General features: G+C 69.8%; 18 protein-coding genes and 1 pseudogene. 7 read left to right on the forward strand and 12 right to left on the reverse strand.

From position 1 onward, the window contains the following. Positions 1–18 precede the first annotated feature (18 nt). Entirely contained in the window at positions 19–1,164 is a 1,146-nt protein-coding gene (gene hppD, locus AB0L91_RS08370) for a 4-hydroxyphenylpyruvate dioxygenase (RefSeq protein WP_365008273.1), read from the reverse strand. 142 nt (positions 1,165–1,306) lie between these two features. Between hppD and AB0L91_RS08375 the strand changes: the two genes are divergently transcribed. Next, entirely contained in the window at positions 1,307–1,822 is a 516-nt protein-coding gene (locus AB0L91_RS08375; RefSeq protein ID WP_355273739.1) for an Lrp/AsnC ligand binding domain-containing protein, read from the forward strand. Between the two features lie 4 nt (positions 1,823–1,826). Here the strand turns inward: AB0L91_RS08375 and AB0L91_RS08380 are convergent, their stop codons facing one another. The 9 genes from AB0L91_RS08380 to AB0L91_RS08420 all read right to left on the reverse strand — a co-directional run bounded on the left by AB0L91_RS08380 (position 1,827) and on the right by AB0L91_RS08420 (position 11,753). Continuing rightward, positions 1,827–2,471 carry a GntR family transcriptional regulator gene (locus tag AB0L91_RS08380; protein ID WP_365008277.1) on the reverse strand — a complete coding sequence of 215 codons (645 nt, stop codon included), beginning with the start codon at positions 2,469–2,471 and terminating at the stop codon, positions 1,827–1,829. Positions 2,472–2,501: 30 nt separating this feature from the next. Next, positions 2,502–3,494 (reverse strand): 2-oxoglutarate and iron-dependent oxygenase domain-containing protein, encoded by a 993-nt coding sequence (locus tag AB0L91_RS08385; protein ID WP_365008279.1) that lies wholly within the window; start codon positions 3,492–3,494, stop codon positions 2,502–2,504. Between the two features lie 11 nt (positions 3,495–3,505). Then, a complete protein-coding gene (locus tag AB0L91_RS08390) occupies positions 3,506–4,675 on the reverse strand; it encodes a nitrate ABC transporter substrate-binding protein (RefSeq protein WP_365008281.1) in 1,170 nt (389 codons plus the stop codon). A gap of 28 nt (positions 4,676–4,703) precedes the next feature. Beyond that, a complete protein-coding gene (locus AB0L91_RS08395) occupies positions 4,704–5,552 on the reverse strand; it encodes an ABC transporter permease subunit (RefSeq protein WP_365008283.1) in 849 nt (282 codons plus the stop codon). After that, entirely contained in the window at positions 5,552–6,337 is a 786-nt protein-coding gene (locus tag AB0L91_RS08400; protein ID WP_365008285.1) for an ABC transporter ATP-binding protein, read from the reverse strand. Before AB0L91_RS08400 ends, AB0L91_RS08395 begins: the two co-directional genes overlap by 1 nt. 112 nt (positions 6,338–6,449) lie before the next feature. Continuing rightward, the gene (locus AB0L91_RS08405) at positions 6,450–7,763 is read right to left on the reverse strand and encodes an amidohydrolase family protein (protein WP_365008287.1); all 1,314 of its coding nucleotides are present in this window, start codon (positions 7,761–7,763) and stop codon (positions 6,450–6,452) included. Between the two features lie 128 nt (positions 7,764–7,891). Further along, positions 7,892–9,004, reverse strand: a complete 1,113-nt coding sequence (locus tag AB0L91_RS08410) for a winged helix DNA-binding domain-containing protein (RefSeq protein ID WP_365008289.1) — start codon at positions 9,002–9,004, stop codon at positions 7,892–7,894. A 59-nt stretch (positions 9,005–9,063) separates the two neighbouring features. Continuing rightward, positions 9,064–10,038 carry an NADPH:quinone oxidoreductase family protein gene (locus AB0L91_RS08415; protein ID WP_355273763.1) on the reverse strand — a complete coding sequence of 325 codons (975 nt, stop codon included), beginning with the start codon at positions 10,036–10,038 and terminating at the stop codon, positions 9,064–9,066. Between the two features lie 56 nt (positions 10,039–10,094). Further along, positions 10,095–11,753, reverse strand: a complete 1,659-nt coding sequence (locus AB0L91_RS08420) for a protein kinase (RefSeq protein WP_365008292.1) — start codon at positions 11,751–11,753, stop codon at positions 10,095–10,097. 142 nt (positions 11,754–11,895) lie between these two features. Here AB0L91_RS08420 and AB0L91_RS08425 point away from each other — a divergent pair, with 142 nt between their 5' ends. Continuing rightward, positions 11,896–12,669: an acyl-ACP thioesterase domain-containing protein gene (locus AB0L91_RS08425; RefSeq protein ID WP_357342630.1), complete on the forward strand. Its 774-nt coding sequence runs from the start codon at positions 11,896–11,898 to the stop codon at positions 12,667–12,669. A 33-nt stretch (positions 12,670–12,702) separates the two neighbouring features. On the opposite strand, the gene AB0L91_RS08430 is transcribed toward AB0L91_RS08425, so the two are convergent. Next, the gene (locus AB0L91_RS08430; protein ID WP_357342629.1) at positions 12,703–14,370 is read right to left on the reverse strand and encodes an FAD-dependent oxidoreductase; all 1,668 of its coding nucleotides are present in this window, start codon (positions 14,368–14,370) and stop codon (positions 12,703–12,705) included. A 158-nt stretch (positions 14,371–14,528) separates the two neighbouring features. Here AB0L91_RS08430 and AB0L91_RS08435 point away from each other — a divergent pair, with 158 nt between their 5' ends. Next, positions 14,529–15,020 carry a histidine phosphatase family protein gene (locus tag AB0L91_RS08435; RefSeq protein ID WP_355273775.1) on the forward strand — a complete coding sequence of 164 codons (492 nt, stop codon included), beginning with the start codon at positions 14,529–14,531 and terminating at the stop codon, positions 15,018–15,020. 11 nt (positions 15,021–15,031) lie between these two features. Here AB0L91_RS08435 and AB0L91_RS08440 read toward each other — a convergent pair whose 3' ends face one another. Then, the gene (locus AB0L91_RS08440) at positions 15,032–15,235 is read right to left on the reverse strand and encodes a hypothetical protein (RefSeq protein WP_355273778.1); all 204 of its coding nucleotides are present in this window, start codon (positions 15,233–15,235) and stop codon (positions 15,032–15,034) included. Positions 15,236–15,283: 48 nt separating this feature from the next. Between AB0L91_RS08440 and AB0L91_RS08445 the strand changes: the two genes are divergently transcribed. The 4 genes and pseudogenes from AB0L91_RS08445 to AB0L91_RS08460 form a co-directional block, all read left to right on the forward strand. After that, on the forward strand, positions 15,284–15,652 hold the full coding sequence (locus tag AB0L91_RS08445; protein WP_218719632.1) for a VOC family protein: 369 nt from the start codon (positions 15,284–15,286) through the stop codon (positions 15,650–15,652). An 89-nt stretch (positions 15,653–15,741) separates the two neighbouring features. Continuing rightward, positions 15,742–16,206: a MerR family transcriptional regulator gene (locus AB0L91_RS08450; protein WP_365008298.1), complete on the forward strand. Its 465-nt coding sequence runs from the start codon at positions 15,742–15,744 to the stop codon at positions 16,204–16,206. Beyond that, positions 16,203–17,219, forward strand: a complete 1,017-nt coding sequence (locus AB0L91_RS08455) for an aldo/keto reductase (RefSeq protein ID WP_365008301.1) — start codon at positions 16,203–16,205, stop codon at positions 17,217–17,219. Before AB0L91_RS08450 ends, AB0L91_RS08455 begins: the two co-directional genes overlap by 4 nt. A 55-nt stretch (positions 17,220–17,274) precedes the next feature. After that, positions 17,275–17,736 (forward strand): annotated as a pseudogene (locus tag AB0L91_RS08460) (carboxymuconolactone decarboxylase family protein); the annotation flags it as partial. Positions 17,737–17,740 lie beyond the last annotated feature (4 nt).

A 17,740-nucleotide genomic window follows, 5' to 3' on the forward strand; every position in this document is an offset into this window, starting at 1 on the left:
ATGGCAACGCCGCGGCACTCACAGGTTGCCGCGGGCCTCCTGCTCGCGTTCGATGGCCTGGAAAAGGGCCTTGAAATTGCCCTTTCCGAAGCCGAGCGAGCCGTGTCGCTCGATGAGTTCGAAGAAGACCGTGGGGCGGTCGGCGACGGGGCGGGTGAAGATCTGCAGCAGGTAGCCGTCCTCGTCGCGGTCGACCAGGATGCCGCGGCGCTGCAGCTCCCCCACCGGGACCCGCACGTGCCCGATCCGTTCGCGCAGTTCGGGGTCCTCGTAGTAGGCGTCGGGGGTGGGCAGGAATTCGACGCCCTCTGCGCGCAGCGCGTCGACGGTGGCGATGATGTCGCCGGTGGCCAGGGCGATGTGCTGGACGCCGGGGCCGCGATAGAACTCGAGGTACTCGTCGATCTGGGATCGCTTGCGGCCCACGGCGGGTTCGTTGAGCGGGAACTTGACCCGGTGGTTGCCGTTGGCGACGACCTTGCTCATCAGCGCGGAGTACTCGGTGGCGATGTCGTCGCCGACGAACTCGGCCATGTTCGTGAATCCCATGACGCCGCGGTAGAAGTCGACCCAGCGGTCCATCATGCCGAGCTCCACGTTGCCGACCACGTGGTCGATCGCCTGGAACAACCGGGCGGTGCGCCGCTGGTGGGTGGAGGTGCGCGCGACATAGCCGGGCAGGTACGGACCGTAGTACCGCGACCGGTCGACCAGCGTGTGCCTGGTCTCGCCGTAGGTGGCCAGCGCCGCGGAGCGGACGGTGCCGAATTCGTCGGTCGCGTCGTGTGGTTCGACCAGGATCCGCGCGCCGTGGTCGCGGGCCCAGTCGATGCAGCGGTCCACATCGGGCACCTCGAGCGCGATGTCGACGATGCCGTCGCCGTGCCGGTCGTGATGGGCGACGAGCGGACTGTCCGGGTCGACCGCGCCCTGCAAGACGAAGCGCGCTCCCCCGCTGCGCAGCACGAACGCCTTGTGGTCGCGATTGCCGGTCTCGGGACCGGAGTACGCCTCCAGCCGCATCCCGAACGCCGACTGCAGGTAGTGCGCGCTCTGGGTCGCGTTGCCGACGACCCACACCAGCGCGTCCCACCCGATCACCGGAAACGGATCGACACTGTCGTCGTGCTCGATCAGCCCGACGAGCTGCTGCTCAATGGTCATGACCAAGGAAATCCCGCCCCGGCCGAGCTAGGCAACTACACCGCCGAACCCTGAACAGGCTGACACGAGAAGCCACCGATTCCCCGCTGATGGTGGACAATTTGAATAGCACCCGACCGCGGACGGCACGGAGGTCTCCCGCATGCGCACGCCGGCGAAACTGGACGAACTCGATCTCGCGATCCTGACCGCGATGCACACGTATCAGAAGGCCGGAATCCTCGAGCTGTCGCGCCGCACGAAGGTCGCGCGGGCCACCGTGCAGGCGCGGATCAACCGGATGGAGGAGTCGGGGGTGATCGCCTCCTACGATCCGCAGATCGATGTCACCGCGGCCGGATTCGATGTGCAGGCCTTCGTGACGCTCGAGATCGCGCAGGGCGCGCTCGACACCGTCAGCGCCGAGCTCGCGGCCATTCCCGGCGTGCTCGAGGCCTACGCGACCACCGGTTCCGGCGACGTGCTGTGCCGGATCGGCGCCGACTCGCACGCCGGCCTGCAAGCGGTGCTGCTGAGCATCGACCGGACCGGTTCGGTGGTGCGTTCGCACAGCGTGATCGTGCTGTCGACGGTGATCGCGCGGCGCACCATGCCGCTGCTGCGCACGCTGACCCCGGCGGGCACCGCGAAGGCGCCCGCCTACCGCGAGCCGCGCTGAACCGTCACTGCCTGCCCAGGCGGGTCAGCAGGCCGTGCACGTGCGCCTCGGCGGCCGCGCGGGCCGATTCGGCATGCCCGGATTCCAGCGCCTCGACGATGCGCCGGTGTTCGCGCAGGGCGACGCGGCGGTTGCGGGCCGAGCACCACAGGTCACCGCGGTAGAGGTGGGCCTTGGCTTCCAGCCGGGCCAGTTCGTCGACGACGCAGCTGTTGCCGGAGGCGTCCCGGATGAAGGTGTGGAACTCCAGGTCGAGCTGGGCGTCGCGGGCCGCGTCGGTGGCGTCGTCGAGGTTGGCCTCCTGGGCCGCGATGATGCTCGCGAGCTTGTCCAGGTCGGCCTCGGTGAGCCGGGTGGCGGCGGCCGCGGCGGCGAGCCCGTCGAGCGCGGCGCGGACCGCGAGGACATCGCGGATCTGCGCCGCGTCGACGGCGGCCACCTTCGCGCCCGCGTGCGGCGCGCTGACGGCCAGCCCCTCGTAGATCAGCTGCTGCACCGCCTCGCGGACGGGGCTGCGGCTGACCCCGAGCTGGGTCGCCAACGCGGGCACGCTGAGCGATCGGCCAGGGGCCAGCTCGCCGGCGAGGACCATCTGCCTGATCTGCCGGTGCACAGACTGGCCCAGCAGCGCAGAGCTCTCGTCGGTCATCGCCGTGGTCCTTTCCGTTTCGGTGCTCGATTATCCCTGCGGCCGGTAGTTCGCCTGTACCCGCTGTGCCAGGAAGTCGGCGGCGGTGACGGGCGGGTACTTGCCCACGGGGCCCTGGATGACCGCGTCGCGATCGGCCTGGGCGAAGTAGGCGATGCTGTAGCGCTCGCCCTGGTACTCGCCCTCACCCGGGCTGCGGACGCGGTGGAAGTTCGACGGCAGCAGGTCATCGCTCCAGCGGGTCAGCATGTCCCCGATATTGCAGGTGATCAGGCTCGACGACGGGGTGATGGAGGTCCATTCCTGCTCGTCCATCTCCTTGCCGGGGCACACCTGCAGCCCGCCCTGCCCGTCGCGCTGGAACAGCAGGGTCAGGCAGTCGAAGTCGGTGTGCGCGCCCGCCCGCCAGCGGCCGGGGACGCCACGCAGTTCCGCGGGCACCGCGAAGTAGTGCAGCAGGCGCAGCGCGCTCTGGTAGTCCGGCGAGGCGGGATCGTGCGCGGCGGTGAAGTGGTCGCGGGGCAGGCCGAGCCGGTCGGCGAAGCAGGACAGCACCCGCATCGCCACCGCCCAGGCCCGTTCCTCGAAATCGAGGACACGGGCACGGAATCCGGCGAGTTCGGTCTCGCTGGGCCAGAGCTGGTCCATGTGCGGCCGGGTGATCTGGTAGGACTCCTTCTGGTCAGGTACGCCGATCGACGGCCGCACCTGGCTCAGGCTCTCCCACCCCGCGTTGTTCTTCTTGACCAGCGGATACTGCCCTTTGACCGCCTCGGGCAGTGCGAAGAAATCGGCTGTCGCGCCGAACATCTCGTCGATCAGGTCCTGCGGGATGCCGTGGCCGGAGAGCTGGAAGAAGCCGATCTCGGTGGCGGCCGCCCACAGCTCCTCGGTGATCTCGGCGCGGCGGTTCTCGAAGTCGGTGAGGTCGACGACGCGGATCTCGCGGGCGTCGGTCTCCTTCCCGAGGCCGCCCATCTGCTTCTCGCGGGAGACCTCGGACAGGTCGTAACTGGTGGTCATGGGGTGACTCCTTATCCGGTGACGGAGATGGCGGGATCGAGGAATTCCTTGGTGACCAGGTCCTTCGCGGTCAGTCCGGTCGGCACGTTCGCGCCGCCCTTGCGCAGGATGGGGCCGAATTCGTCGATGATGCGCTGGACGCGGGCCTCGTCGAAACTGCCGAGGACACCGTCGGTGTCGTTGCCGATCAGGCCGCCGTCGATGAGGGCCGTCGACCCGAACGCGGCCAGTTCCGCGCTGTAGGGGTTGAGCTTGGGGTTCTTCGACACCACGTCGACGACGACGTCGTCGACCGGTGTGGGATCGGCCTTGAACCGCGCGGTCGCCTGCTGGATCATCGGCACCAGCTTCTGCAAGCAGGGCCGCAGTTCGGCGAGCTTGTCGGCCCGCACGTTCACGGTGCGGGCGTAGCCCTCGTACCCGACGTCCTTGAGCAGCTGATAGGCGACGGGCTTGTTCCAGGCCCGCACCTCGTGCTCGTAGGTGAAGGGTTCGGCATTGGCGAAACCCTGCTGGGCGAAGGACGGATCGGTGACGAACCGCGACGGGGAGTTGTCGTAGGAGGCGTCGATCTGGCTCTGCTGCACCAGCCCGCGAGCGACCAGCCAGTCCGGGTACAGCTGTCCCTTCGACACCACGATCGGCTTGCCCGACTTGCCGATATCGGCGATGCCCTGCCACTCCGGGTGCGTCTTCGGATCCCACATCAGCATCTGCGGACTGTTGCGCAGCAGCGTGGTGACCGCCACGATCGGCTGCTGGCCGGCGGCGGCGATGGCGTGCTCGGAATGGGCCAGCCCCAGCGTGATGCTCTGGTCGACATACATCTGCGACGGCACCGTCTGGAAGCCGATCGCCGGGCCGCCCGCCCGGATCTCCAGCTTCACCCCCGTGTCCTTGCCGTCGGCGACCAGCGGACCGGTGATCTTGTTGTTGTCGGCGTCGACCCGGTAGCCGGGACCGAGCAGGCCGAAGATCGGCCCGGAGTCGGTCTCGGGCGCCCACTGCAACTGGACGACGACGGTGCTCGGGCAGGCCCCGGCGAGCTGCTGCTCGGCGGGCGCCGGTTCCAGTGCGACGGCGGGACCGTCGGCGGTGTCGTCGGAACAGGCGGTCGCGGCGCCGGCCAGCAGCACGGCGAGCGCGGCGATGCCGACGCGCCGCAGGGGAAGTGTCTTCATGGTTGATCCTCTGTGCGGGGGGGACGAGCTAGTGCGCGGAGTTGTGCCAGCGGCCGACGCTGACCTTCTGCACCAGGGTGAAAACGGTGAACACGAGCACGCCGAACAGGGCGGCCAGCAGCAGCGCGCCGATCAGGTCCTCCGATTGCAGGCGGGCGCGGTAGGTGTCGAGCAGGGTGCCGATGCCGGGTTTGCCCTGCGCGAAGAACATGTCGCCGATGATCGCGCCGGTGACCGAGAGCCCGGCGGCGGTGCGCAATCCGGTCAGGGTCGACGGCAGCGCGGCGGGCAGTTGCAGCGACCAGAGCCTGCGCAGCCTGCCCGCGCGGCCGAGGGTGAACAGTTCCTGGAGGTTGGCGTCGACGGATTTGATGCCGAACAGGGTCATCGCGATGATCGGGTGGATGGCGATGAGCACGCAGACCGTCGTGCGGGCGGCGAAACCGTAGCCGAGCCACAGCCCGATCAGTGGCACCACCGCGAGCACCGGAATGGCCTGCAGCACCACGGCATACGGGTAGACGACCTGTTCGATCGGCTTGGCCTGGCTCATCAGCACCGCGATGGCGACACCGAGCACCGCCGAGATCAGCAGACCGGTGAGCGCGACGCGGGCGGTGACCGCCAGCGCCTCGACCATCACCTCGAGCTTGGCCGGGTCGGCGAGGGATTCGCCGAACACGACGTGCGGCGGCGGCAGCAGGAAGCGGCGGCTCTCGCTGAGCACCAGCATCGACACCGCGTACCAGGCGGCCAGCGCCAGCGCGATCGACACCGCCGGGGCGACGAGCGCGCGGGCGAACCTGCGGAGCTGTGGCGCGGGCAAGGCCGGGCGCGAACGGGCGGGAGCGACGGCGCGGGCCGCGATACTGACCATCAGGCAGCCTCTTTCAGCGAGCGCGAGACGCGCGAGACGAGTTCGGTGAAGGCGGGATCGAAGCGCAGCTCGCGGTCCCGCGGGTACGGCAGGTCCACGTCGATCACCTCGTGGACGCGGCCGGGCCGGGCCGACATCACCACCACCCGCGAGGCCAGGAACACCGCCTCGGAGACCGAGTGGGTGATGAACAGCGCGGTGAAGGCGTTGTCGCGGTAGAGCCGCAGCAGTTCCTCCTGCATGTTCAGCCTGGTCATCTCGTCGAGCGCGCCGAACGGCTCGTCGAGCAGCATCAGCCGCGGTTCCAGCGAGAGCGCCCTGGCCAGCGAGACGCGCATCCGCATGCCGCCCGAGAGCTGGTGCGGCAGTTTGTTCGCGAAGTCGGCGAGACCGACCGCCGCGATGGCGCGCTCGACCCGCTCGCGGCGCACCGCCCGGTCGACCCCGGCCAGCTGGGCCGAGAGTTCGACATTGCGGCGGACCTTGCGCCACGGCAGCAGGGTGGCTTCCTGGAAGATGAAGCCGATCGAGTCCGTGCGGACCGCGACGGCGCCCGTGCTCACCGCTTCGAGGCCGGCGGCCAGGCGCAGCAGCGTCGACTTGCCGCAGCCGGACGGGCCGACCACCGCGACGAATTCGCCCTCGCGGAGGTCGAGGTAGATCTCGGTCAGGGCGAGCGTGCCCTCGTCGCCGCCGAATCGCTTGCCGACGCCGGCGAAGGAGACCTCCAGGCCGGACAGCAGCGTCCTCGCGTCGGCGTCGTTCACCGTGTCGTAGAGCGTCACCGTGATCACCTTCTCCTGCGGATTGTCGATGTTGCGTGCAACTTCTGATCAACATCAGTGTGAATGAACTGAATTACATGCAATGTGTTGTTCGTTTCCGGTGTATTAACAATCAGCGCATGCGAAGCAGGCGCGACGCGAGGTCTTGCGCGTCGACCCGGGTGCTGACGCCGTCGCGGAGCACGGCCTCGCCGTCGACCCAGACGGTGTCGATCACCCGGGGTGACGCGGCGGTGAGCAGCGTGGCGCCGGGGTCGAGGACCGGCAGGCAGGCGAAGTCGCGATCGAAGCGGACCAGGGTGAGATCGGCGCGGTCGCCGACGGCGACGCCGGTGCGGCTCGGCCCGCCGAGGACGCGGCCCGCCGCGCCGGTGGCCATGTGCAGCATGTCGGCGAAGCCGAGCAGATCGGCCCGCTTGTTGGCCGCACGCTGCAGGAACGCGCCGAAGCGCAGCGCCAGCAGCATGTCCTGGGTGTCGTTGCTGGCGGCACCGTCGACGCCGAGCGTCACGTCGACGCCCGCGGCCAGCAGCTCCGGCACCGGGGCGACGCCGCTGCCGAGACGCATATTGGAGACCGGGTTGTAGGACACGGCCACACCGCGCTCGGCGAAGACCGCGCGACCGTGCGCGTCGAGGTTGACGCAGTGCACCGCCAAGGTGCGATCCCAGAGGAAACCGCTCGCGTCGAGGTAGTCGACGGCACCGGCGCCTGCATGCAATCGGCACATGTCGTCGTCGGTGGTGGTCTCCAGAACATGTATCGACACCGTCTTGCCGGTCGCCTGGGCGTATTCGCGGGTGGCGGCCATACCCTCCGGGGTGAGGCAGCGGGGGTTGGGCACGGCCAGCGCGGTGGTGATCCGGGTGCCGCGCAGCTGCGCGTCGAGGGCGTCGACGTGGGCCAGCGCCTCGTCCAGTGGTTGCAGCAGGCGCGGATCCAGGCCCCACTTGCGGGTGAGGTCGGCGCGATCGGCGATGCCACGACCGAGCACGACCCGGATACCGAGCTCGTCGAGCGCCCGGATCATCGCCTGGTGGACCGCGTCCGACGGGTTCGGCCACAGGTGCTCGACCACCGTCGTGACCCCGCTGCGTAGCAGTTCCAGGCCACCGGCCAGCGCCGAGAGATAGGTCTGCTCCGGCGTGGCAGCGACCGTGAACTCGCCGACGCAGCGCAACCATTCGAGCAGCGGCAGACCCTCACCGGCACCGCGCAGCACGGCTTGTTGCAGGTGGGTGTGGGTGTTGACGAAGCCGGGCAGCAGATAGCCGGAACCGCCGTCGAAACGGGGCAGACCGGCGTGTTCGGGACCAGCCGCGAGGGCGACGACGACACCGTCGCGGACGACGACCTCGCCGGGCGCCCAGCCCTGTTCGGTGTAGACGGTGACGTCGGTGATGACAACGGACGCGGGGGAACCCATGCGCGCACCTCTTCTGCGGATGCGGCTGGTTCGCCCGCCCGGATCAGCGGAGCACGTCGTCCGTTGCAGCCATGAACGTCGTGGCACCGACCCTAGGAAGGCGGTGTTGCCACGGCGTTAAACGCGTGTCACGGCCGGACGTCCGCGCCGGGCGCCAGGATCTCCACGGCGGGCGTCGATTCCGGTTCGAGGAAGGCGAGCAGCGCCGCGGCCTCCGCTTCGACCTGCGCCGCTTCGGCTTTCGTCCAGGCGCGGACCGGGCTGATCCGCAGGCGCGCGGTGCCGGACTTCACGAAGACCTTGTACATCCCGGCGAGGAAGCCGTCGATGAGCACCGGGGAGACCCAGGAGGCGAAGGCGCGCAGCGGCGGCGCGGAATCGTCGCCGAGCACGCGGCTGCGGTCCTGATGGGACAGCAGCAGGTTGTCGTACCAGCCGAGCAGGCGGACCGGCGCGGGCTGATCGGGGTCGGCGAGGGTGAGGTCGGCGGCGTCGTAGAGGGTGCGGCCACGCTCGTCGGTGTAGGTGCGGACCCGATCGCCCAGCGCGGCGACGGCCTGCTTCATGGCGGGCAGCCGGGACCAGGTCTGCATGTCCATCGTGCTGGCGGGCCCGAACGCGCGCAGGTAGCGCAGGATCAGTTCGGCCACCGGATAGTCCGGGTCGAGCGGGGCGCCCAGCCAGGGTTCGACCCGCGACCACACCGGCCTGCTGTTGTCGCGCCAGCGGCCGCGCGGCGGGGTCTGCAGGACCGGGAGCTGGTAGAGCCAGGTCTGCACGACCGGGCCGGGATCGCGGTCGGGGTAGAGCCTGGCCGCCTCGGTGCGCAGGTCGGCGGCGGCCATCGGCGCGTCACCGAGCACGGATTCGCCGTGCGCGCGCAGCTCCTCGGGGTCGAGACCGACCATCGCCCCGTAGTTGAACCCCTTGCGGAACGGCACCTTCTCCAGTTCCGGCTGGATGTGCGGCGCGATCCGCAGCGCGTCCGGCGGGGTGACCAGGTGAATGGTGCCGCGCATCAGGGTGATCCGCACCAGCGACCGATCCTCCAGCCCGGCCGACACCGTCGCCGGATCGAAATCGGTGATCCGGCTCCACAATCCGACGAACGGCGGCGGCACATCCTGGGCCTGCAGGCCGATGAGGTGATCGCACATCTGCGGGGTACTCAGCGTCGAGCGCTCCAGCAGGTGCTGACGCGCGAGCAACGTCCGGTTCAGCACCCGATTCGACAGCTGCATGCGACTCCTTCGACGGCCCGGTGACGAGGTGGACGATACTGGCCCACCCCGTCCCGCGCTCAGCGCAGCTGGACGACGACCTTGCCGGTGGCGGTCCGGTTGTCCAGCGCCGCAACGGCTTCGGCGGTCTTCTCCAGCGGGTACAGCACCGGCTCCGGCGCGGGGATGGCACCGGAGGCCAGCAGCGGCTCGACCTCGGCCCACTGTTCGGCCAGGTAGGTCGGGTGCGTCATCACCCACTCGCCCCACGCGGCCCCGACCACCTCGACGTTCTTGAGCAGCAGCCGGTTCACCTTCACGGTCGGGATCTCGCCCGCGGTGAAACCGACCACCAGCAGCCTGCCGCCGCCGGCCAGCGAGCGGACGCTGTCGGTGAAGCGGTCGCCGCCCACCGGGTCCAGCACGATGTCGACGCCGCGGCCGTCGGTGAGCTCCTTCACCGCTGCCAGCCAGCCCTCGGTCAGCACCACGTCGGTCGCGCCGTTGGCCTTGGCCACCTGCGCCTTCGACTCGGTGCTCACCACGGCGATCACCCGGCCCGCGCCCAGCGCCCTGGCCATCCGCAGGGTGGAGGTGCCGATGCCGCCCGCCGCGCCGTGCACCAGCACCGTCTCGCCCTGGGCGATCCGGCCGCGCTTGGTCAGGCAGAAGTGCACGGTGAGGTCGTTGAACAGGATGCCGGCGCCGGCGTCGAGCGAGACGTTGTCGGGCAGCTTGAACACGGCGTGCTCGGGCGAGACGGCCACCTCGGCGACGGCGTTGCCGAGCATGGTCAGCGCGGCGACCCGATCACCGGGCCGCAGGGCCGAGCCCTCCGGCGCCTCGCGCACCACGCCCGCCACCTCGCCGCCGACGACGAACGGCAGGCCCGGCTTCATCTGGTACAGGCCGCGCGTCATCAGCACGTCCGGGAAGGCGATGCCCGCGGCGTGCACGTCGATCAGGACCCCGCCGGGATAGGCCACCGGCTCGGGCAGGTCGACGATCTCGATCGCCGACGGACCATCCAGCTTGCCGACCTGGGCTGCGCGCATTTTCCAAAACCTCTCTCGGTGACACCCTCTACCGCGAACATATCCCGGCGGGCCGATCAGCGATGGGCGAATTCCGTCACCGACTCGCTGGCCAGCACGGATCCACCCTTGACGATGGTGAGCCCGGCGGGGCTGAGCTGATACTGCGTGCCGTCGGTCGGGTTGGTGGCGGTGAAACCGCCGCCGCCGGTCGGCACCGGGTCGTCGAGTTCGATGCCGAGACCGTCGCTGGCCCTGGCGCCCTTGTAGTAGTAGCGGTTGTCGCCGGTATGGCAGATGACCACGCGCGAACCGGTGGTGCGCGCGATCGTCATCGCGGCGTCGTTGTCGTTGCAGCGTGGGCTGTTCAGGAAGCCCTGGCCGTCGGCGCCGCTGACACTCGATTGCAGCGGCGGCACCGTCGTCCTGGTCGGGGTCGGCACGACCCGCGTGGTGGTGACGGTCTGGCTGACCGTCTCGATCACCGGCGGCGGGACGACCTCCCCGGTGGTCGTGATCGGCGGATCGGCGATGGTCTTCTGCTTGTCGTCACCGACGCTCAGCATCACCCACACCGCGACGCCGACCACGGCCACCACGATCAGCGCGCCCAGTGCCCCGGCCAGGATCGGCGTCGACGAACCGCGCTGCGGCGGCAGCGGCAGCGGCGCGGACGGATGGGTGTACCCGCCGACCCGGGTGGGCTGCTGCGGGGCGCCGACCTGGTAGCCCGGCGGCGGGGTCCACTGCGGCTGTGGACCGGAGACCTGCGGAACCACCACCTGGGGGCCGGACACGGTCGGCGGCGGTGGTGCACCGGTGTCGTAGGACCGGGGCCCGGTCACCGGGCCGACCACGGTCGCGGCCGCCACCTGCGGACCCGGCGCGGTACGCGGGGCGGCCCGCTCGCCCTGCACCAGCGCCGCGCGGGCGGCGCGGGCCAGGTCACCGGGGGTGGCGTAGCGCTGCCCCGGCCGCTTGGCCATGCCGCGATCGATCACCGGATCGAAGAACTCCAGCGCCGGGTCGACAGCGCTCGGCCGCGGCGGTGGCGCCATCTGATGCGAGCCGATCGCGCCCGCGAGGCTGTTCACCGGGTACGGGACCCGCCCGACCAGCGCCTCGTAGAGCACACAGCTGAGTGCGTAGGTGTCGACGGCGGCGGTCAGCGGCGCGTCCTCGAAGCGTTCCGGCGCCATGTAGGCCATCGAGCCGACGGCACTGCCGGTGCTGGTCAGCTGCGGATCGGAGTCGGTGTGGGCGATGCCGAAGTCGACCAGGTAGGCGAACATGCTGCTGGTGAGCAGGATGTTGGCCGGCTTCACGTCGCGGTGGATCAGGCCGATCTCGTGCGCGGCGTCGAGCGCGGCGGCGATCTGCTCCACCACCTGCACCGCCTCGCCGGGCGTCAGCCTGCCGTGCCGCTGCAGGCGGTCCTTGAGATCGGTGCCCTTGACCAGCCGCATGTCGATGTAGAGGACGCCGTCGACCTCGCCCCAGTCGTGCACCGGGATGACGTGCGGTTCCTGCACACTCGCCATCGCGTGCGACTCCCGCCGGAATCGCTGCACGTAGACGGGGTCCCTGGCCAGCTCGCGGTTGAGTACCTTGACGGCGACAGTGCGACTCTTGGAGGTGTCGTAGGCCTCGTAGACCTCCCCCATACCGCCGACTCCGAGGAGTCTGCGCATTTCATAGCGCCCGAACATCGAGCCCGCCATCGCCCCGCCGGCCATTCCTGCAGGCTACCGGGAGCGGGTCGAATCCGATACCGCTTGCCCCGGCTCCGCGTGAGGGTGTGATCTGCGCCCCGTAAAGTCGTCAGCAGAACTACGCAAGAAGTCGCGGCACACCTGGTGCGCCGTGCAAGGAGCACACGTGTCACTCGAACAGCCACTGGCCCCGCTTCCCCAGGAGGGCATGGGTTTCGCCGCGGCGTGGCCCGTCCGGGCTGGCGACGTGGATCCCTATCACCGGCTGCGCTTCGATGCCGTGGCGCGCTATCTGCAGGACATCTCCTGGGACGAACTCCATCAGACGGCCCTGCACCGCACCGACCCCACCTGGATCGTGCGCCGCACCGTCATCGATGTCCTCCGGCCGGTCACCTGGCCCGATCAGGTGCACCTGACCCGCTGGTGTTCGAGCATGTCCACCCGGTGGACGAACATGCGCACCCGGATCACCAGTGACGGCGGCGGCCTGATCGAGACCGAGGGTTTCTGGATCAACCTCAGCGAGTCCAGCAACCAGCCCGCCCGGATCAGCGACGAGGGCCTGGCCTACCTGGCCCGATCCACCGATGAGCACCGGTTACGCTGGCGGCCCTATCTCACCGATCCGGCGCCGCGCGAATCCGACACCGATCTGCCGTTCCCGGTGCGCGCGACCGATATCGACCAGTACAACCACGTCAATCACACCTGCTACTGGCAGGCCGTCGAGCAGTTCCTGGTCGACTATCCCAAGCTGGTCGCCGGACCGCACCGCGCGGTCATCGAATACGTGGCTCCGGTGCTGGCCCGCGAGCACATCACGGTGCGCGGCCGCTACGAACCGGGTGACCGGACCGGCCGCCCGGTGCTGCGGCTGTGGTTCGTGGTCGGTGGGATCACCACGACCGTCGTCCGGATCATGCCCCTGCCGGACTAGCCCCGGCCCGCCGCGCGGACCGGGGCCTACCGGCTAGCCCTTGGCCGCTTTGAGCAGGTCGGCGCGGGTGGTGAACTTGACCCGCGGCCTGCCCGCCGCCTTGCCCGCGGCCTTCTCGGCCTGGTCGATGGTCTTCCAGCCCTTGCGATCGACCAGCTCCGGCTGCCGCTGCGCGAGCAGGGCCTGCAACGCCGCCCGGTCACCGGTCGGCGCTGTCAGCTTGCCCGCGATGAAGTCGGCGATCAGCGCCTCCACCGTCTCCTCGGCGTCGACCCGGTTGGAGCCGATCACCCCGCGCGGACCGCGCTTGATCCAGCCGGAGACGTACACGCCCGGCACCGGCTCGGTCGCCTCGATGACGCGGCCGTGCTCGCTGGGCACGGTGCCGCGCCGCTCGTCGAACGGCAGGCCCGCGATCGGCACGCCGCGGTACCCGATCGAGCGCAGCACCAGGCCGGTGTCCAGCGACTCGGTGCGGTCGGTGGCGGTGGCCACCAATTGCCCGTTCTCCTCGGTCAATTCGTTGTGCGCGAACTCGATCGAGGTGGCCTTGCCCTCGCCGTGCACGGCGGTCGGCGTGGTCAGGTAGCGGAAGACGATCCGCTTGTGCGCCGGGTCGTGCTCCGCGGTGGCGTACTCCTGGGCGAGGGTGTACTTCAGCCGCAGCGACGGCTCGATGTTCGGGTCGTCCAGCAGGGCCTGGCTGTGCGGATCCAGGACCATATCGGCCGGATCGACGACGACGTCGACACCCTTCAGGTGCGTCAGCGACAGGAACTCCGGGGTGCTGTAGGCGGCCTGCAGCGGGCCGCGCCTGCCGAGGATCACCACCTCGCGGATGTTGCTGTTGCGCAGCGCGTCCAGGGCGTGGTCGGCGATGTCGGTCTTGGCGAGCTCGTCCGGGTCGACGGTGAGCACGCGGGCGACGTCGAGCGCGACGTTGCCGTTGCCGACGATCACCGCGCGCTCGCCGGACAGGTCGAACTCGCGATCGGCGAAGTCGGGGTGACCGTTGTACCAGGCGACGAACTCGGTGGCCGAATGGCTGCCGGGCAGGTCCTCGCCGGGCACGCCGAGCTTGCGATCGCTGGACGCGCCGACCGCGTAGATCACCGCGTGGTGGTGATCGAGCAGTTCCTGGTGGTCGATGTGCTGACCCACCTCGACGTTGAGGTAGTACTGCAGCGTCTCGCGGCGGAAGGCCGAGTCGAACATGTTCGCCACGTTCTTGGTGCCCGCGTGGTCGGGCGCGACGCCCGCCCGCACCAGACCCCACGGGGTCGGCAGCCGGTCGAACATCTCGACCTCGACGTCGCTGCGGCGCAGCAGTTCGTCGGCGGCGTAGCAGGCGGCCGGGCCGGCGCCGACGATCGCGACGCGCAGGGTGCCCAGGTCCTTGGGCGGACGGGTCGGGGTGGCCAGCGGATCGAAGTTCGACTCCAGCGGGTGGCGCTGGAAGTAGGCGGCGTTGATCTCGCGGTACCTGGCCAGCGAGGCGAGCAGGTCGTCCTCGGAGAAGATGGCGTCCACCGGGCACGCGTCGACACAGGCTCCGCAGTCGATGCAGGTGTCGGGGTCGATGTACAGCATCTCCGCCGTGGCGAACTCCGGCTGATCCGGAGTCGGGCGAATGCAGTCGACCGGGCACTCGGTGACGCAGCTGGCGTCGTTGCAACAACGCTGCGTGATGACGTAGGCCATAGTGTGCAGATCCTCGAAATGTGTGGTCGGTGGCTCGAGACGTCGTCCGGAGCGGGCCCGCGGCGGGTGTGCCACGAACACATCTACGGTGACGCAGCTTTCAGTGTGCCTCGAGTGTGACCGCGACCTCACCCGCGGTCGGGATTACGGTGGTTCCCATGGTGGCGACCCTCATCCTGATGCGGCACGGAAAATCGGCGTACCCCGACGGAGTCGGCGATCATGCCCGCCCGCTGGCGCCGCGTGGGCAGCGGGAGGCGGCCCTGGCCGGTGCCTGGCTGCGGGACACCCAGCCGCCGATCGACGCGGTGCGCTGCTCGACGGCCACCCGGACCAGGCAGACGCTCGCCGCGACCGGGATCGACGCGCCGGTGGAGTACACCGACGACATCTACGAGGCGAACCCGCACACCCTGATCGAGCTGATCCAGCTCACCGACGATGCCGTCGGCACCCTGCTCGTCGTCGGCCACGTGCCCGGAATCCCGTGGACCGCTTGGGAACTCGCGGCCAATCGCGACTCCGATCAGGCGACCGAGCTCAGCCGCAAATTCCCCACCTCGGCGCTGGCCGTGCTCGAGTTCGACCGGCCGTGGGCACAGCTGGACCCGGGTTCGGGTGAACTCACCTTCTTCCACGTTCCGCGCTGAGGCGGCCGCGGCTACTTGAGCAGCTTGCCGCCGACGACGATGCCGACCCCGAGCAGGGCGAGCAGCACGAAGGCGACGAAACCGTTCGTCAGCCACCACACCACGCCGAGCACCAGCACCACCGGCGCCACCGCGATCGCGGTGATCACCGGGCTCTCCTTGACCGTCTCCCAGGCCGATCTGGCCCTGACGCGGTCGATGTTCTTACCAGCCATGTGATCCAGACTACGTTTCTGTCGGCCACCGGTGCCATGCTGAACGGCATGGATTGGAAAATCGAGCTCGTTGCCATCCCGGTCACCGACGTCGATCGGGCCAAGGACTTCTACACCAGCATCGGCTTCAACGCCGATCACGACCACACCCCGAGCCCGGACATCCGCTTCGTCCAGCTCACCCCGCCCGGCTCGGGCTGCTCGATCTGCATCGGCCGCGGCCTGACCAGCGCCGCCCCCGGCAGCGTCGAGGGCATGCAGATGGTCGTCCCCAGCGCGCAGCAGGCCTACGAGCAGCTCGTGGCCGCCGGCGTGGAGGCCAGCCCGGTGCAGGACATGGGCTGGGGCCTGTTCACCTTCTTCGCCGACCCCGACGGCAACCGGTGGGCCGTGCAGGAGCTGCCGAAGTACAACTGAATTCGCTCGTCCCGCGAGAACAAGTCTTGCTTGGAGCGCACTCCAGGTGGATAGCGTCGGTGGGGTTCCACGAGAAAGGGACGAGCACGATGGACAAGGACGCGGCCCTGCGCACCACTGCTGGGGACGACGATCGCGAACGCCCGCGCTACTCGATCGGTGAGGTCGCCGAACGCTCCGGGCTCAGTCGCGACACCCTGCGCTGGTACGAGCGGATCGGGCTGATGGGGTATGTCGGCCGCGACCACACCGGCAACCGGCGTTTCAGCGACCGCGACCTGGAATGGCTCGAGCTGATCAGCCGGTTGCGGCTCACCGGCATGCCGGTGGCCGACATGATCCGCTACGCCGAACTGGTCAGGGCCGGTGAGCAGACCTACCCGGAGCGGCTCGAGATGTTCCGGCAGACCAGGTCCGACGTGCTCGACAAGATCGCGGAACTCCAGCAGACCGTGGCCGTCCTCGACTACAAGATCGCCATCTACGAGGGCAGATCCGAGGCCGATCGGCCGGCCACGGGCACCGCGCACACGAGCGAAGGAACCGATACATGAGCACCACCGCGACGCTGCCGACCATCGCCCTCGGCACCGACGGCCCGCTGGTCGGCGTGCAGGGCCTGGGCTGCATGGGCATCAGCGAGTTCTACGGCGAGACCGACGAGGCCGAATCGCGCGCCACCCTCGAGCACGCGCTCGAACTCGGCGTCACCCTGTTCGACACCGCCGACATCTACGGCTCAGGCCACAACGAGGAGTTCCTGTCCGGGTTCGTCCGCGCGCACCGCGACGAGCTGGTGATCGCGACCAAGTTCGGCATCGTCCGCAAGGCCGACGACCCCAGCTACCGCGGCTTCGACAACTCCCCCGGCTACATCCACGCTGCGGTCGACGCGAGCCTGCGCCGCCTCGGCATCGACACCATCGACCTGTACTACATGCACCGTCGCGATCCGGGGGTGCCGATCGAGGAGACCGTCGGCACGCTGGCCGAACTCGTCGCGGCGGGCAAGGTCCGCGCGCTCGGGCTCTCCGAGGTGACCGGCGACGAGCTGCGCGCCGCGCACGCGGTGCACCCGATCGCGGCCGTGCAGTCGGAATGGTCGCTGTTCTCCCGCGACGTGGAGCGCACCGCGGTGCCCGCCGCCGCCGAACTCGGCGTGGCCTTCGTGCCGTACTCACCGCTGGGCCGCGGCTTCCTCACCGGCGCCTTCCGCACCGCGAACGACCTCGGCGACAAGGACTTCCGCAGGTTCCAGCCGCGCTTCACCGGTGACAACGCCGAGCACAACGCCGAGCTGCTCGCCCCGCTGGCGGCGATCGCCGAGGCCAACGGGATCACCAAGGCCCAGGCGGCGCTGGCGTGGGTGCACGCGCGCGCCGAGGCGCACGGCCTGCCGGTCGTGCCGATCCCCGGCACCCGCAAGCGCGCCCGGCTGGCCGAGAACGTCGCGGCGGCCACGGTACGGCTCACCGCCGAGGAGCTCGCGACGCTGGAGCCGATCGCCGCGCAAGTGGCGGGCAACCGGTACGCCGACATGTCCTTCACCTCCGCGGGCCGGGAGTAACCGCAGGCGCGCCGCGGTCCGACGGGCCGCGGCGCGCGGCGCTAGCATCGCCAGGGTGACCGAACGCCACGACCGCGTGTGGATCGACAAGCAGCATCCGGCGATCTTCAAGGCGCTCAGCGCGACCGCCGCCGAGATCCGCGCCGCCGCCGCGGCCGCGGGGATCGAGCGGCGGCTGATCGAATTGATCAATCTGCGGGTCTCCCAGATCAACGGCTGCCCGTACTGCCTCGACGTGCACGAGCACGCGGGCCTGGGCGCCGGCCTGTCGGCGCAGGAGATCGCGGTGCTGCCCGCGTGGCGGCGCGGCGGCACGTATTCGGCCGCCGACCGGGCCGCGCTCGGGCTGGCCGAGGCCGTCACCACGCTGCCCGACGAGGAGCGCACCGATCGGGAATACGAGATCGCCCGCGAGCATTGGTCCGATGAACAGATCTCGGTGATCGTCTGGATCGCCGTCGCGATCGGCGCGTTCAACCGCGTGTCGATCCTGAGCGCGCACCCTGTTCCGGTGCGGAAGG

This window comes from Nocardia sp. NPDC051833 (assembly GCF_040681225.1).
Taxonomy (GTDB): domain Bacteria; phylum Actinomycetota; class Actinomycetes; order Mycobacteriales; family Mycobacteriaceae; genus Nocardia.